The sequence below is a fragment of the Collinsella sp. AF18-8LB genome (assembly GCF_003459795.1).
Classification (GTDB): domain Bacteria; phylum Actinomycetota; class Coriobacteriia; order Coriobacteriales; family Coriobacteriaceae; genus Collinsella.
This window is the reverse complement of record NZ_QRWU01000009.1, coordinates 22,958-39,552: the sequence shown is the minus strand read 5'-3', so window position 1 is coordinate 39,552 and position 16,595 is coordinate 22,958. Positions and strand designations below refer to the sequence as shown.

The 16,595-nt window shown below is 61.4% G+C and carries 8 protein-coding genes; 1 reads left to right on the top strand and 7 read right to left on the bottom strand.

The window, feature by feature from the left end:
* Positions 1-253 precede the first annotated feature (253 nt).
* The 7 genes from DWX25_RS08135 to DWX25_RS08105 form a co-directional block, all read right to left on the bottom strand.
* Positions 254-8,440, bottom strand: coding sequence for a Spy0128 family protein (locus DWX25_RS08135; protein WP_158558447.1), 8,187 nt, complete (start codon positions 8,438-8,440; stop codon positions 254-256).
* A 297-nt stretch (positions 8,441-8,737) separates the two neighbouring features.
* Complete coding sequence (locus DWX25_RS08130; RefSeq protein WP_117807929.1) at positions 8,738-10,165, bottom strand: M20/M25/M40 family metallo-hydrolase; 1,428 nt, start codon at positions 10,163-10,165, stop codon at positions 8,738-8,740.
* A 72-nt stretch (positions 10,166-10,237) separates the two neighbouring features.
* The gene (locus tag DWX25_RS08125) at positions 10,238-11,023 is read right to left on the bottom strand and encodes an amino acid ABC transporter ATP-binding protein (RefSeq protein ID WP_117793868.1); all 786 of its coding nucleotides are present in this window, start codon (positions 11,021-11,023) and stop codon (positions 10,238-10,240) included.
* A gap of 22 nt (positions 11,024-11,045) precedes the next feature.
* A complete protein-coding gene (locus DWX25_RS08120; RefSeq protein WP_117807931.1) occupies positions 11,046-12,194 on the bottom strand; it encodes an amino acid ABC transporter permease in 1,149 nt (382 codons plus the stop codon).
* A 9-nt stretch (positions 12,195-12,203) separates the two neighbouring features.
* Complete coding sequence (locus DWX25_RS08115) at positions 12,204-13,025, bottom strand: transporter substrate-binding domain-containing protein (RefSeq protein WP_233514246.1); 822 nt, start codon at positions 13,023-13,025, stop codon at positions 12,204-12,206.
* An 84-nt stretch (positions 13,026-13,109) separates the two neighbouring features.
* Positions 13,110-14,003 (bottom strand): aldose 1-epimerase family protein, encoded by an 894-nt coding sequence (locus DWX25_RS08110; protein ID WP_117763854.1) that lies wholly within the window; start codon positions 14,001-14,003, stop codon positions 13,110-13,112.
* Positions 14,004-14,116: 113 nt separating this feature from the next.
* Positions 14,117-14,986, bottom strand: a complete 870-nt coding sequence (locus tag DWX25_RS08105; RefSeq protein ID WP_117807935.1) for a hypothetical protein — start codon at positions 14,984-14,986, stop codon at positions 14,117-14,119.
* Between the two features lie 250 nt (positions 14,987-15,236).
* Between DWX25_RS08105 and DWX25_RS08100 the strand changes: the two genes are divergently transcribed.
* Positions 15,237-16,475, top strand: a complete 1,239-nt coding sequence (locus DWX25_RS08100; RefSeq protein ID WP_233505621.1) for an MFS transporter — start codon at positions 15,237-15,239, stop codon at positions 16,473-16,475.
* Positions 16,476-16,595: the final 120 nt, after the last annotated feature.

Here is a 16,595-nt window from a genome sequence, read left to right as displayed (position 1 = left end):
AGCTTTTCAGGATGGATTTTACCAACTTTTGCAGCTTTTCCGGGTGTATTTGGCCTAGATTTGCAGCTTTTCCGGGTCAAGATAGCCGCTTCGTGCAGCTTTTCCGGACTTCTAGAGGGCGCGACGCGCTTAGGAGCTGCAGAATCATAATCGCGTGCAAACGGCGGGCTAACATAGCCTTTCACCGAAAAGGGCGGGCGGCCGCGCCCTGCGACCACCCGCCCTCAATCAAAGCCCTTCTCGGCCGCCGCAGCTACCGGTTCCGGCGCCGCAGGATCACACCTGTGGCGATCAGCACCACTGCGCCGCCCGCGATGCCACCCAGGGCCATCGGCGACAAGCTGGTATCGCCCATGTTCGGCAGACCCGGCTTCTCCTCCTTCGACACCGGTGGGTTGGTGGGCGGCTCCGTCGGCGGGTTGACCGGCGGGGTGGTCGGCGGCGTGTACGTGTTCTTGAACACCGGCGCCACGTCACCGTCATAGGTTACCGTCGCCACCAGATGGCCCGCGCCGTCGTCCGTCACCGTCACCGTTACCCGGTGCTCGGCCGCGTCGTACGTCACGTTCTTCTGAGCGTCGTTCACCTCGGAGATGCTGTAGCGATACGCCCCGGGCTTGTCGTACGAGATCGCCTTGAAGCCCACCGTGCCGTCCGCCGCATTCTTGGCGGTCTGCAACACCTTGCCGTCGGCATCCTTCAGCTGGAAGGAGAACTGCCCTTCCTTCAGGTCCTCACCGCTCAGCACCTTGGAAGCCCCCAGCTTCACCTCAGTCGCGGCCGGCGCGTAGCTGTTGCTGAACGTCACCGCATCCGCAGCCTTGCCGCCCGTGCTGTAGGCAACCTGCGCCTCCAGCGCGTGCGTCTCCGCATCCTCCGTCACCGTCACCGTCGCGGTAAAGACCGTCGTGTCGTAGGTGACGCCGTTCGCCGTCGCCCCTGCCCGCTCGGACACGGTGTAGACGTACGTCCCCACCTTGTCCAGCTGCAGCGGCGCGAAGCCGAACGTACCGTCGGCGCCGTTCTGCACCGTCTGCACCACGTTACCGTCGGCGTCCTTCAGGTCGAAGGAGAACTCACCCTTGGCCAGGTCGCGGCCGGTCAGAGCCTTTGTTCCGGTAATCGTCGCCGTCGTTGCCGTCGGCGTGTAGGCGTTGGTGAAGGTCAGATCTGCAGCCGTCTTGTTCGCCGTCGCGGTCAGCTGGCCGCTGCCGTCGTCGGTCACGCTCACCGTCACATCCAACACCGCATCGCTGTAAGTGATGGTGCCATCTTGGCCCGCAACCTCCTTCACCTGGTACGCATGCGAACCAGTCGCAGTGTACGAGATGGCCTTGAAGGTAAACGCGCTACCCACGTTCGTGGTCCGGTCAATCTCCTGCCCGGTGGCCACGTCAATCAGCGCGAACGTGAACTCGCCATTGGCGGGCGTCCGCGTGGTGGCCGGGTCGGCGTTCTTAAGCACCTTGGTGCCGGAGATCTGGTAGGAGATCGCGCGCGGCTGGTAGCTGTTCGCAAACGTCATGGTGTTGGGGGTTACGCCGTTCTCGGTGCCCTCGCTCGGCTTCGCCGTGGAGCTCTCCACCACCAGCTTGCCGTCGTTGTTGTCTGCCACCACATAGGTCAGGGTGTACGTCTTGCCGGTGTAGGTCACGCCCGGCACGCCCGGCGCGTCGTCCGTCGGCTGCACCTCGCGGACCGTGTAGGTAAAGGTGCCCGCATGGTCGAAGGTCAGCTTGTCGAAGGCAACCTTGCCGTGCGCATCGTTCTTCTGGGTCTGGATCACCGAGCCGTCAGACCCCACCAGCTCGAAGGCGAAGTCTCCCGCCTTTAGCTGATAGCTGCCGTCGTGCACGTCAACGCTCTTGGTGAGGGCGATCGCGCCGGAGTCCGTCGCCTGTGCCTCATAGGTGTTGGTGAAGCTGGGCTTCGTGACATTCGTGCCGTCGTAGGCGACGCTCCCCTGCAGCGTGCCGGCATTGTCCGCAACCGTCACCACGGCATGGTGCACCGCGGCGTCGTAGGTCACGTAGGCCAGATCACCCTTCCGCTCCACGATGGTGTACTCGTGCGTGCCCGGCTTCGCGTAGGAGAAGGCGTCGAAGTTAACACTTCCGTCCGCGCCGTTGGTCGCGGTCCGGACGGGCTTGGCCCCGGCAAGCTGCTCAGCCGTCAGGTTGCCCTCGTACACATCGAAGGTGAACTCGCCGCACTTGGGGACGATCGGCGTGTTGTCGTCCTTCTTCACATAGCTCTTCTGCGCACCAAGGGCCAGGCCGGTCGCGGCCGGCTGGTAGGTGTTGGTGAAGGTATCCGAGCCGGATGCGCTCGTCACGATCGCCTTCGCATTCAGTGCTCCGTTCCCGCCGTCCGTGACCGTCACCGTATAGGTGAGGGGATGGCTGTCATAGACCATGCCCGGCTCCGCGCCCGGCTGCTCCACGATGGTGTAGGTGAAGTCCTTGCTCGCGGCGCCGTCCAAGTCGGAGAGCTGGAACTCGCGCGTGAAGCTGACCTTGCCGTTTGCATCGTTCTTCGCGGTGTCGAGCACGTTGCCGGCAGCGTCCTTCAGGTCGAAGGTGAACTCGCCGTCCGCGGGCTTCGTCGTGTGGTCGAAGCCGTCCGCAACCTTGATGGTCTTGGTCGCCGTCAGGGTTACGGAACCCTTTGCGTCGTAGGTGTTGTTGAAGGTGGGAGCCGTAGCGGCACCGTCATAGGTGACGGTCACCTTCGTCTTGTTGTTGTCGCCCTGGTTCTGCTCTACCTTGACGTGGACCTTGACTTCCTTGGCGTCGTAGGCCACGCCGTCGACGGTCTGGCCGGCTTTCTCCTCCTTGAGCGTGTAGTCGTACTCGCCCAGGTTCAGGTTCTTGACGGCCAGCTCGACCTTGCCGCCCCGGTCGTTGGTGCCCTTGGCGACCTCGTTGCCGGCCTGGTCGTACAGGCCGAAGGTGAACGCGTCGGCCGTCAGGTCCTTGCCCGTGAGGATCTTCGTCGCCTCGACGGTAACGTCCGTCGTCGGCTTCGAGTTGGTGAAGGTCGGAACGTCGGCCTCGCCGTCGTAGGTGGCGGTCGCCTTTAGCTCGCCCTTCTCATCGGAGACCTTGATGTGGACCTTCACGTCCTTCGTGTCGTACACGACGGTCGGGTCGTTGCCGGCAACCTCCTTGATGGTGTAGTCGTGATCGCCCGGCGTGTCGTAGCTGATTGCCTGGAAGGCGACCTTGCCGTCCTTGTCATTCTGGACGGTCTGGATCACGTTGCCATCCTTGTCGAGCAGCTGGAACGTGAAGTCGCCCCCTGCGAGCTCGCCACCCGTGAAGCGCTTCGTCGCCTTGAGCGTTACCGAGGTCTCCTTCGGGTGGTACGTGTTCGTGAAGGTCTTGTCTCCACTCGTTACCTGCGGTGTGGCCGTCAGCGAGCCGGTGCCATCCTCCGCGACCGTCACCTTGTAGATGAGCGCATGGGTGTCGTAGACCATGCCCGGCTCCGTGCCCGGCTTCTCCGCGATGGTGTAGGTGAAGTCCTTGCTCGCAGTGCCGCCCAGGTTGGAGAGCGTGAACTTGCGCGTGAACTTCACCGTGCCATCGGCCTTGTTCTTCATGGTATCGAGCACTTTGCCGTCGGCGTCCTTCAGCTCGAACGTGTACTCGCCGCCCCTCAGCGTGGTGTCGTGCGTGAAGCCCGGCGCGACCGCGACGACCTTGGTCGCCGTCAGCTCCGCGGATCCCTTTGCGGTATAGGTGTTCTTGAAGGTGGGGGCATCCGTCTTGCCGTCGTCGTAGGTGACGCTCGCTTCCAGCTGCCCGGCGTTGTCCACGACCTTCACCACAGCGTGGTGCACCGTATCGTCGTAGGTCACGTGGGACAGGTCGCCCTTCTGCTCCGCGATAGTGTATTTGTACTCGCCGGCCTTGGTGTAGTTGATGACCCGGAAGGTGACGGTGCCGCCCTCGCCGTTCTCAGCGGCCCGGATGGGCTGCTTGCCCTTCAGCTGCTCAGCCGTCAGGTTGCCCTCGTACACATCGAAGGTGAACTCGCCGCCCTTGAGTACGATCGGCGTGTTGTCGGACTTCACGTACGATTTCTTCGCCGTGAGTGTAGCCGAGGTCTCGGCAGGCTGGTACTTGTTGGTGAAGGTCGGGGCGGCATTCTTGTCGTCATAGGTGACAGTCGCCTTTGCCTTGTCACCGTCCGCCTTCACCGAGACGTGGACCTTCACCGCCGCGGAATCGTAGGTGATGGTCGAATCGCCGCCAGCGACCTCCTTGAGCGTGTAGTCGTACTCGCCTATGGTCAGACCGGTGAGGATGAGCTTAATCTTGCCGTCCTTGTCGTTCTGGACAGTCTGGATGGGATCAACCGTAGTCGTGTCGCCTTGATATAGACCGAAAGTGAACGCACCAGCCGTCAGGTCCTTGCCCTTGAGGGTCTTCGTCGCCTCGATAGTGGCGTCGGCCGTCGGCTTCGAGTTGGTGAAGGTCGGAGCGTCGGCCTTGCCGTCGTAGGTGGCGGTCGCGCTCAGCGTGCCGTTCTTGTTATCGGTGACGCTAACGCGCACTTTCACCGTCTTGCCGTCGTAAACGATAGTCGGGTCGGAGCCTTCGACCTCCTTGATGGCGTAGTCGTGCTCACCAGCCTCGGTGTAATCAATGGCCGGGAAGGTGATGTCGCCATTGGCATCGTTCTTTTCTTCGGCGACAACCTTATCGCCCTCCTTCACCTGGAATGAGAACTGCTGGTTCTCAAGGGTGCCGCCCGTAAATTGCTTCTTCGCCGCCAGGGTCACGGAACCCTTCGCAGCATAGCTGTTGTTGAAGGTGGCGAGGTTCACCTTGCCGTTCTTGACCTCAAGCGTCTCGCGCTTGTCATCGCCGCTCTTCTCCACCGTCACGCCTGTGACAGTCAGCTTGGCGTTCTTATCCTCGACCCTCACCGTGACGGTATAGGTCGAGGCGTCCATCGTCCAGCCGGAGTTCTGCACGCCGTCCACCGCCGCGTCGTCGTCGGCGTCGTGCGCCTCGGTGAGCGTGAACGTGTACGTACCGGCCTTGTTGAACTTCATGCCGGAGAAGTCGACCGTCTGGCCCTTGTCCTTGATGATCTTGCCACTCGTGGCCTTGGACTCGGCATGCTCATTGCCCGCCAGAGCATCCGAGACTTTGAGGTCATCATCATCGATCTGCTTCTGCGTCTCTTCCGTGGCGGTCAGCGTGAACGAGAACGCCTTCTCCGTGCTCTCAACACCGGAGACCTTCTTCGTTACCTGCGGGGTCAGTTCGTCGCTAGCTTCCGCCTTGTAGGTGTTTGTGAACACCAGCTTGTTGGCTTCGGCCAACGTGCCGTCGGGTTTTTGCTTCTCGATCTCACCGGTGATACTATCGCCTGCGCCGGTCAGATTCGTGGTACCCTGCTTGCGGCCGGTCAGCTTATAGCCCGCGGGCATCTTGTCTGCGCCGGTCAGCTCCTGCACCGCGTACTCGTCGCCCTCGCCAAGACCGTACACGCGAATCGTCTCGTCGGCCTTGATAGCATGGGTGTCGCCGTTCTTCAAATCGAACACGTCGCCGGCTTGCTTTCCGGCCCCAGCGTTCTTGAACACTGCAGCCTTGTAGGTCTTCCCCTCGGGCACGGTGAACTTGAAGGTGAACTTCGCGTCCTTATTGCCCGTCAGGCCATCGGGCACGTCAACCTTCTTCGTCACCTCGAGGCTCGCCTCGCGTTCGTTCGCCACGCGCACGCAGGTGGTGCCCGTGAACAGGGCATTCAGGTTCATGTCGCCCAGATCGGCGCGGGCGCCCTTCGCATTAGTGACACCAGGTTCATCCTGCGTGATGCCCATACGTATCCAGCCCGTCTCGGTCTCCAGGCGGTAGGGTTCGCCCGCCTTGGTGGGCCCATACTGGTAGATACGTCCGTTGGCGCCGTACTTGAGGTGTACCGTGTCGCCGGCACCGGCGGAATCGACATCGCTCCACGAAAGATTACCGCCATCGGTCACGCCATCCGATGTCTGCCGCATACCCTTGATCCACGTGAGTGTGTTGTCGATGTCGCCCTCTGCGCCAAACTGGCCCAGACTCTTCATAAGCGTGCCCGGCCCCACGAACGTCGAGACGCCGTCATCGGCCGTACCAGCATCGGCATGGACGCCGTAATCGTCCACAATCACCTTGGTGAGCGTGTCGTTAAGCAGGAAGCCCTTGGGCGCCGAGACCTCCTTTAGGAAGTAGGCGCCCTTCACGAGCGGCTTGTTGCCGTCGCTCGTACACGGGAATATGCCCGCCCCTTCGAGCTGGATCGGGTTGCTGACCTGCCCCGTCGTCAAGGTGTCGTAGGGGATCTGGTCGCCGTTGAGCACGACTTTGCCGTTCTCGTCTGTTGTCACCTGACCGTCCGTGTACAAGCCGAACTTCGCGCCGTCTACGGGGTTGCCCTCGGTATCGGTCTTCTGCACGAACAGGCGGTTCTGGATGTTCGTGACGAGCAAGCGCGTGGCGAACTGTCGCTTGAAGTTCGTGCCGTCTGCGATGTCGTCGCTGTACACGTGGACGGTGTTCTCGGGCGTCGCGTCGCCGATCGAGCTCGCCGTTGTGTGGTAGATGGCCACCGTGTACTCGGCATCCTTGCGGTCATTACCGCTCAGCAGGTAGTAGTACTTGGAGATGTCGCCGGGCAGATTTTGAATCTCTACCTGGTACTGGCCGCTCGTGTTGAGCGTGAAGGCGTGCAGGTCCTTCTTCGCCGCCCCGATAGCGCCGGCTTTGCTCGGCTCCTTGGCGAGGGTGTATCCCGCTCCCGTCGATGGATCGCCCGACACGGCGTACCAATTGTTCTGATCTTTGATATCCGTGCCTGCGCTTTTATCGTGCTTGAACACCACAGCGAACAGTATGCCGGAGTCTAGCTTGACGGTCTTGTCGGACTTCGTCAGGTCATTTTTTGCCTTGTACACGGTCGACGGCGCGGTGATGGTCACCTTCGCGGCGGCGAACGCACCGGTCTTCCACACGACGCTGCCCGCGTCCATACCGCCGCGGTTGATGATGACGCCGCCCGCGCCGTTCTCAGCGCTCGCGGGCACGTACTCGAGCTGCATACTGCCATGCGTCGCCGTGAGACTCGAGCGGTAACCGTTAGGCGCCTTTGTTTCCTTCAGGAGGTAGTACTGGTAACCATGCTCTTTATAAAGGTCATCGAAGTTGATAACGCCGTTGTCCACGTCATTCGTGAGCGTCAGTTGTCCATTCGCGTTCGTGGTGCCGGAGCCAAGTAGGTTTTCTGGGTTAGTGGTCGTGTCAGCGAACCACTCGCCTGTCTTGTACAGCGCGAACTGAGCACCCTCCACCAGACCGCCATCCTGGTCGAACTTGATAATGTCGGACTCGGGAACCGTCACGAGGTTGAACTTGAGCCTCATGTTGGAGTCGGCGGCGCCACGCTCCAAGTAGAAGAACTTGAGCGTGTGGTTGGTGCCGCCAGCGAAGGTGTTGCCGTTGAAGCCCGAAATATCCCGCCCCGCATCCTTGAACTTGCTTTTCAGCGTGCCATTTGCGGAATTGTTAACGCTGATGTCGCCCGTTTGGAAGTTAATGGTCAGATCAGCACTGGTGTGGATACCGCCAATGTCGCCCACGAGGACATCGTCAATGAACACCCAGACGTCGTCGTCTCCGGCGAACTCAAAGGTCATGGGCTTGTCAGCGTTCGTTTTGCCATCCTTCGGCTGCACGAAGCGCGACGACATGGAGAGGCCGAAATAATGGTTGAGGGGTCCGTTGTTCTGCGACGTAATGCCGTTCGGGACGAGTTTGCCGTCCTCTTCCTTGAATACCTCATCGGCCGCATCGAAGGGGAAGAACTGGCCTACTGAATGAGGCTCAGCCCCCGCTTGCATAACGCCGGCAGCATTGTAGACATCAAATGCATTCTTATTAGCGTTGTACGCCGCGTAGTTCCGCGAGCTGTCATACTCGTAGTAGCCACCCTTGGCCTGCAACAGACCCGTCACACCCATATGGGATATCTTGCCCGTCTGGACGGAGGAATCAAACAGGTAGCCGAGGGATTCTCCCTCCCAGCGGTCGGTGAGTTTCGGGTAACCACCGGCAAGAACATTGTTCACGATGCCGGTGCGGACCCGGGAGCCACCCGTATACTGGTTAAGTTCCTCGCTGGCTCCTTGATCCTTGAACTGGAAGCGGTGGTTCTTGTTGATGCCGCCGTTGCCGGAAACCGACAGATGGTTATCGGGATTCACCCAGTAATCAAACAGGTTGATTGTTGTCCCCGAAGGCGAAATCGTCGGAACCGTGTGGTCCGAAATTGCCGCCTCGGCACGAAGCGGCAGGAAGAAACTCGCCGTCAGCGCGATGGCGAGGGCCAGAACAATCGCATATGGTGAGACCGAGCGCAGCCCGCGACGACGGCCACAAGACATGACGGACCACCGCTCGCGCGGCCGGTGTTCACCAGGAAGTTCCCTGCTTAGACACCCCCCCCCGGTAGCAATATTCACGAGTCGAGACGTCGTCTCTCTGAGCTCCTGCATAATTTCCTCCCCAGTCGCACGGCGACCTGCCCGGGCGCTCCCCGGGGGCCGAGGCAGTCTGGCACATGCCCGCAGTCGTTCAAGGAATACCAACCCCAGCATATGTCTCTTAAGATATCTTAGTCTTATTCTATGACAGTTTTTGTCTCATTACCGATGAAATCGGCTCAGTCCCTTTGTCGCATGCTAGAGCGTGTGGAGCAGGGCGATGAGGAAGCGGATGCCTTGGAGGTAGGCGCGACGGGTGATGCGCTCGTTGGTGCCGTGGACGCCGCGGTCGCATTCGTCATCGTCGACCACAAAGGCGGAGAAGCGGATGCACTCGTGGCAAATGCGCTGGTAGTTGGCGGCATCGGTTGCACCAATCACGGTCGAGGGCACGATGCTCATCGGCTCTTGGCCCACCGCAGACGATCCGTTTTCCTCCGTCGGCTTGGGATCACGGAAATAGCGGGCGGCGATGGCGCGGACGGCCTCGAGCCCCGGACCGCCCACGCGCGGGGACGGCGAGGGCTCAGAGCTGCCGGGGCCCAGCTCGACCTCGACTCGGCCGGCGAGCCCAGCGGTGGCAACGGCCTCGCGGCAGCAGGCCACGACATCGGCCACGCTCGTACCCTCGAGCATGCGGAAGTTGATATTGACCCACATATCTTGCGGCATTACGTTGGCACCGGTACTGCCGCCCTCGATTTGCGTGGGCGCACAGGTGGTGGTCACAAGCGGGTACAGCTTTTTGCTGGCAAGGCAGTCGCGCACGATGGCATCCTTGCTGGCAGCAATCTCGTCTGCGGTATAAAGCCCCAGCTCGACGAGCTGCGCGGCAAGCAGATCGGTCACACGCGCCGGCCACTCAATATCGCAAATCGCGGCAATAGCGCGGCTGAGCACTTCGAGCGACGTGCCACCGTAAGGGTTGGAAGAATGCCCGCCCTCGCTCTTCGTCCTGAGCACGATATCGGCATAGCCCTTCTCGGCTAGATCGGCATGCATAAGCCAACCCTCGCCTGCGCCGTACTCGGCAGCCTCAACGATACGATAGTCGCCCTCGTCAATCAGGTACTCAAGCTCAACGCCGCGCTCCTCGAGCACGCGGCCAATGGCACCCGCGCCGCACTGCGTGGTCTCCTCATCCTGGCCAAAGGCCAGCAGCAGGGTTCGTTCGTGTTGCCAGCCGTGCGCCAGCGCATACTCAACGGCCTCCAGGATGCCTGCGACCTGGTCTTTCATATCGATGGCGCCGCGACCCCAAATATAGGTGTCGTCCACGTGCCCGCTAAAGGGATTGTGCGTCCAGTCTGTCTCGGTGCCCGGCACCACGGGAACCACGTCCATGTGGCCCATGAGCATGACCGGCTTGAGGGCGGGGTCGATGCCGGCAAGCGTCACGAGCAGCGAATGGTCGATGAGCTCGACCTCGCCCGCCGCAAACACGCGCGGCCAGGCCTGCTGCATATAGGCGCGCAGGTCGGCAAACGCCTGCCAGTCCACCGTCTGGGCATCCATGCTCGAGATGGTCGGAAACGACAGCACGCGACCCAAGCGCTCGCTCGCGCCAGCTTCGTCCAAATCGGCATAATCATCCTCATGCGCAAAGAAGCGCCAAACCTCGGCCATGACATCCTTTCGATTGTGGTGACGAGGGCCGCCCCACCGGAGCGGCCCTGCCACATAAGCGTTTGCGATCGGTTATTTGTCCTCAAGATAGCGCGAGAGGAACTCGCGGGTGCGCTGGTGTTTGGGGTTGCCGAAGAGCTCGGCCGGTGCCGCATCCTCGAGCACCACGCCCTGGTCCATAAAGACCACGCGGTCGGACACCGTGCGGGCAAAGGCCATCTCGTGCGTGACGACGACCATGGTCATGCCGTCGGCAGCGAGCTTGCGCATGACCTCGAGCACCTCTCCCACGATCTCGGGGTCGAGTGCGGAGGTCGGCTCGTCGAACAGCATGATCTGCGGATTCATGCACAGGGCACGGGCGATGGCCACGCGCTGTTTTTGACCACCGGACAGGCGGCCCACGGCGGCGTGCGCGAACTTTTCGAGCCCCACGCTCGCCAGATGCTCCATCGCGACTTTCTCGGCCTCGGTCTCGCTCATCTTTTTGAGCGTAACGGGCGCGAGCGTGCAGTTGTCGAGCACATCCATGTTGTTGAAAAGGTTAAAGCCCTGGAACACCATGCCGATGTCCTCGCGAAGCTTGTTGATGTTGCAGCGCTCGGCCGTGAGGTCCTGGCCATGGAACCAGATATGGCCCGCGTCCGGGGTCTCGAGCAGGTTGAAGCAGCGCAGGAAGGTCGACTTACCCGAACCCGAGGCGCCGATGATGGTGACGACCTCGCCGGGATTAACGGACAGGTCGATGCCCTTGAGCACCTCGAGCGAGCCGAAGCTCTTGCGCAGGCCCTCGACGCGGATAAGCGGCTCATTTGTCTGTGCGGCGGCCGCAACGCCGGTAGTGGCGGTATCTGCCATGATGATTCTCCTCGTCTTGAGCCTAGTTGGAGCTGGGCAGCGTTGCCGGGGCCTCGGCGCCGAGCTTTTTGCCAAAGGCCTCGAGCAGGCGGCTCGCCACGAGCGTCAGGATCAGGTAGACCACAAGCGCCACGCAGTAGACCTCCATCTGGCGGTAGTACACGCCGGCGACGGTAGTGGTGGCGTACATGAGGTCGAACACGCCGATGACCGAGAGCACCGACGAGTCCTTGATGTTGATGATGAGCTCGTTGGTGAGCGCCGGGATCGCGTTTTTAATGCCCTGGGGAAACACAACTTTGCGCATGGCCTGCCACTGCGACAGACCCAGCGAGCGCGCCGCCTCGGCCTGACCGGGATCGATCGACTCGATGCCGCCGCGCAGGACCTCCATCATATAGGCGGTGGAGTTGAGCGAGATGGTGACGAGGCCGGCGGTGAAGGTACTCCAGATCTGGTTGGCCTGGGCAGTCTCGAAGCCCATGCCGCGCAAAACGGTGAAGCCCGCGTAATAGATGAGCAGGCCCTGGACCATCATGGGCGTGCCGCGCACGATGGTGGAGTAGACGGTCGTAAAGCCGCGGCCGATGCTCTTAAAGAAGCGCACCAGGTCGTTATCCACGCGGTCGAACGTCTGAATACGCAGGAACACAAAGAGCAGTGCCAGGAAAAAGGCGATGGCGGTGCCGAAGGTGGCAAGCGCGATGGTGATCTCGATACCGCGGATAAAGAAGTCGCCGCTCTTGTAGGTCATGTAGACCAAGCTCGACAGAAAGTCGCTGGGATTGGAGTCCGAGACAATGCTCACCTGCACCAGGTCGATAAACGACATGACGCAACGGTCGATAAAGAAGATCGCCGCGATGGCAACCACGACATAGCTGCCCAGGCGCGCGCCGCGGCGGCAACGCTCGGATGCAAACGGCGACTTTTGGCGATAGTCATTCCAATGCATGAGCTTGGTGACGAGCGCTGCCGCCGATACGACAATCCAAGCCCACAGAATCGCCCAGAGGCAGTCCTGGAACACACCCGTGGGCGCCAAGAAGCTCAGCGGCGTGGGGTTGCGCTGGCTAAACGCCAGGCCGAGCGCCGCGATAACGCTCGTGCCCAGGTACACATAACGGTGGTCGGCCTTGATAAAGGAGGCCAGACGATTGATGGTTTTCATGCTGCCTCCCTATGCCGGCTGACGGTCGAGGCACGCGTCCCACATTTGGTCGCGCTCCTCCTGGCTGACACCCTTGAGTGTCTTGTCGATGAGCTTAAGCAGTTTGTCCGATCCCTTGCGGCAGCCGACGTTTGCCGCGACCTCCTGCTTAAAGCCCTCGCCCTCGGCAAAATGAATGGGGACAATGCCCGGGTTTTGGGCCATATAGCCCTTCTCGTTCTCGGTGTTGTAGGTCACGGCGTCGCAGGTGCCCTGTAGCAGGTTCGAAAACACCGTGGGCACCGAATCGACCGGATTCTTGTGGACGACGCCCGGGATCTCGTCGATGACGGTATCGAGCATCGTGTCCTTTTGGCCGAGCACCGTGGCGCCACTAAAGTCGCTGAGCTTGGTCGCATTTTGGTAGGGCGAGCCCTCTTTTACGAACAGGCCAAAGTAGCCGATAAAGTACGGGTCGGAAAAGCCGACGGACTCCTCGCGCTCGGTCGTGGCGCTCATGCCGGCGATGATGAGGTCGATCTGGCCGTTGTTGAGCGAATCGATGAGACCCGAGAAGCTCTGTTTGACGGCAACGGGCTCGCCGCCAAGGGCCTTGCAGAGGATCTTTGCGATCTGAACATCGTAGCCATCGGCATAGGCGCCCTGCACGTTATCGATGGGGATCGTGAACTCGCTGGCCTCGGAGACCTGCCAGTTGTATGGGGCGTAGGCCGCCTCCATGCCGATGCGGATCTTGTCCTTGCCGATCACGGAATCGGACAGGTCGTCGCGACCGCCGCCCAGAGCGAACAAGTTGGCATGAAAAAGGCAAGGCGTAGACCTTCTGGTCATGCCTTGCCTTTTGAATGACAAATTGTTCGCTCTGGGTGGCGCGCAGCGTCGACCGGCCCGCCGTTCGCTAGAACGGCGGAACCTCTAGAGCAGGGTAACGCTAAAGGAGCGCTCGTCGGTGGCGCCGGGGGCCACGACGATGGTGTTGACCTTGTGCTCAAAGACGTCGTCCTCGGTGTCCATGGTGGTGTGACCGGTCCAAGGCTCAAGCGCCACAAACGGGGCGTCGTTGGCGGCAGACCACACGCCGATGTACTTAAAGCCCTCAAAGTCGATCTTGACGCCGTGACCAGACTTGCAACCGCGCAGCGTGAGCGTGGAGCCCGGGGTATCGGTGAACATGATGGCGTCGTTATCGAAGCTGCGGTGCGTGATGGGCAGCACGTCCGAGTTATCGGGGGCCTTGTAGCTGCCCTCGAACGTCATAAGGCCATCGGGCGTGATGACGGGGGCCTCGTTAGTCCAGGCCTCGGTAAACGCCAGCTCGTAATCCTCGAACGCCTCGTCCTCGGCACCGGGGGCGGGCACGTTAAATGCGGGGTGGCCGCCCACCGAGAACGGCAGGTCCATGTCGCCGGTGTTGGTGACGGCAAAGGTCTGCGTGAGGGTGGCGTCGCCGGTCAGGGCATAGGTCATGTTGAGCTTAAAGTGGAACGGGAACGCCTTGAGCGACTCGGGCGTGTCGGTAATCTCGTAGGTGACAGACGAGCCATCCTCAGAGACCTCGACCAGCTTGTGCTCGACAATGCGCGCGAGTCCGTGGCGCGGCATCTCGCAGGTGCCGGCCGCAGACGTTGCCGTGTTGTTGCGCAGCGAGCCCACAATGGGGAACAGGATGGGCGCATGCTTGCCCCAAAAGGCGGGGTCGCCCTGCCACAGATACTCGTTGCCGTCGAGAGCAAGGCTCGTGAGCTGGGCTCCCATGGAATCGATGGCCGCGGTGAGGCCGCCGCGCTTGATGGTAGTGACGGTGGACATGCTACTTCCTCCAAAAATAAACAATAGTGTCGAGGGCTATTGTCCCACTCTTGGCGGCGGGACGGGACGGCAGGCGATTATTGAGTAGCCATAGCGGAATGAGCGGCAAACGCCTACTGGGTATCCACGTAAAGGTCGAACCCGCCCTGCGGCGTGGTGTCGACCGTATCGGGCGCCTGCGAGTTAAAGCTCACGGGAACCATGCGCTTTGAGGCGCGGAAACGCGTACCGTCGGTGGCGACGGGCGGCTCATCGACCGTGAGCTCGTAGTCACCAGGCTTGAGCTCGATACCGTCACCTTCGGAATTGACGTATTGGTACTCGTCGACCGCTTGCCCCTTGAGCGTGCGACCCACAATATGGACGAGCATCTGGCTGTCGCCGCGCGCAGTGTCCCACGTCGCGCCGTCCTTGACCTCGACCGACACATGTACCGAGCGCGTGCGGCCGAGCGATTGCTCGACAGACATCTCGACCTTGGCGGCGTCTCTTCGCTGTTGTTCAACATGACTCCAAACGCTACCAATTACCGAGCATGCGATAACGCCGGCCATAAAGGCGATAAGGATGGGGCCGAGCGGCGAGCGACGTCCCGCATCTTCCTCGTGAGACAGATTGGGGCGACGTGTGGGCGCGAGCGCCTGGGCACCCTGCGAGGGCACGTCGAGAATGCTGAAGGATGCCGTGCTGTCGGGGTCGATGGTGTGGCGCGGCTGCGGGGTCTTTGCCGGCGAGATCGACATGTCGGCTGGCTCGCCGAGCGTGGCCGTAGCATCGGCTTTGGCCTCGTCTGCCTCGGCCTGGGCCCAAGCTTGTTCGAAGGTCAGGGGATCGACAGGGCCGAGGGCGGCGTCCGAGTCGGCGGCGACGTCGTTGCCAGTCTCGTCCTCGTCGATCGACACGTCACGCGACGCAGGCTCGTCCCACCCCTCGTCCGGAGCCTCACCCTCGCTGTACCACCATTCAAAGTTATCGATATCCATACGGGGCGCCCCTTAGGCCTCGCAAATAAACACTTGCTAGTTTTATACCCCCAGACGGCACGGCGGCTCGCCGGCACAGATAGGAAAACCATCACAACATTCGACGCTTTTCCTCGTTTTCGAGCTTTTCATCGAATGTTGTGACGGTTTGGGCGGCAGCCACGCCGCGAATGTGACAAAGGGACTGTCCCTTTGTCACATTCTGTTAGAGTTGCAGGGATTGAATCCCGCTTATTCATGCGACATTGGAGTGACAACCTTGATCGCCGCAACCACGCCTAAAAGCAAGTCAACCGCCGCCGCGCTCTCCCCCGCGCGCACCAAGCTCTGCCTGGCGCTGCTCGTGTTGTTAGGCTTTTCGCTCGGCTGCTCGGAGTTCGTGGTCATCGGCATCGAGAGCGACCTGGCGACGGAGCTCGGCATCTCGCTTGCCACCGCGGGCCATCTCATCAGCGTGTTCGCGCTCGTCTACGCTATCGCCACGCCGGTGCTTGCGCTCAGCACGGGGCGTTTTCGCCGCTACCAGCTGCTCGTGTGCTACAGCATCGTCTTTGTGCTCGGCAACCTGGTCATGGCGTTGGCGCCCAACTTCCAGGTGCTGTTTATCTCGCGCATTGTCCTGGGCTCCGTCTCGGGCGCGCTGCTCGCCGTGGGCGTAACGTACATCCCCGAGCTGCTGTCTCCGCAGCAAACTTCACTTGCCATCTCGGTGGTATATGGTGCGTTTTCCGTGGCAATGGTCTTTGTCACTTCGATCGGCAAGTTTGTGGCCGACACGCTCGATTGGCACGTGGCCATGTACAGCACGCTGACCTTTGCCGTTTTGATCTGCGGAGCGCTTGTGGCGTTTATGCCGCGCTCCGGTCAGACCGATGAGCCCGCCACCTTCCGCGAGCAGGCGGGGCTGCTACGCGAGCCGAGCATCATCACCGGCATGCTCATCTTTTTGTTTGGCGTGGGGTCGGTCTACGTTTTCTACGGCTATGTGACGCCTTATCTTGAGCAGGTGCTGGGCATGGGCACGGTCGAGGCCAGCACCACCCTTATGGCCTACGGCGTGTTCTGCCTGATCTCGAACATCCTGGGCGGATGGATCGACGCGCGCTTCGGTATGAAGGCGCTGCTCGTGACGTTTGTGCTCCAGGCCGCGGCGTTACTCGGACTGTTTGCCGTTGGCGGCACCATGCCCCTCGCGCTTGCCTTCGTCTTTAGCCTGGCGCTGCTCATGTACCTGTTCTCGGTCTCGTGCATCACGCACTTTATGGACGTGGCCCGCAGCCGCCATCCCAAATCGATGGTGCTCGCGAGCTCGGTGGAACCCATGGCGTTTAACGTCGGTATCTCGTTTGGCACCGCGGTGGGCGGCGCCGTGGTAAGCGGCATTGGCATTGCCTACGTGGGCGCCGTTGGTGCCGTGTTCTCGCTCGTAGCCTGGGTGCTCACGCTGGTGACGATCAAGCTGGCACGCTGGGAGCGCCGCCGCGGGTAGCGCAATTGCAGCCAAAAGCCGCAGCACCGCCCACCATCTTTTGACCGCCTGGCGTTCGCTCCCGCAGCCATGCAACACGTCGCCCAAGTCAGCATCTTTCCCGGCGCTATTTAACCACGC

Excerpts from the sequence above, each read along its gene's own strand:
- DWX25_RS08135 (WP_158558447.1), bottom strand. The coding sequence starts at position 8,440 with ATGTCTTGTGGCCGTCGTCGCGGGCTGCGCTCGGTCTCACCATATGCG.
- DWX25_RS08130 (WP_117807929.1), bottom strand. The coding sequence starts at position 10,165 with ATGGCCGAGGTTTGGCGCTTCTTTGCGCATGAGGATGATTATGCCGAT.
- DWX25_RS08105 (WP_117807935.1), bottom strand. The coding sequence starts at position 14,986 with ATGGATATCGATAACTTTGAATGGTGGTACAGCGAGGGTGAGGCTCCG.
- DWX25_RS08115 (WP_233514246.1), bottom strand. The coding sequence starts at position 13,025 with ATGACCAGAAGGTCTACGCCTTGCCTTTTTCATGCCAACTTGTTCGCT.
- DWX25_RS08125 (WP_117793868.1), bottom strand. The coding sequence starts at position 11,023 with ATGGCAGATACCGCCACTACCGGCGTTGCGGCCGCCGCACAGACAAAT.
- DWX25_RS08120 (WP_117807931.1), bottom strand. The coding sequence starts at position 12,194 with ATGAAAACCATCAATCGTCTGGCCTCCTTTATCAAGGCCGACCACCGT.
- DWX25_RS08110 (WP_117763854.1), bottom strand. The coding sequence starts at position 14,003 with ATGTCCACCGTCACTACCATCAAGCGCGGCGGCCTCACCGCGGCCATC.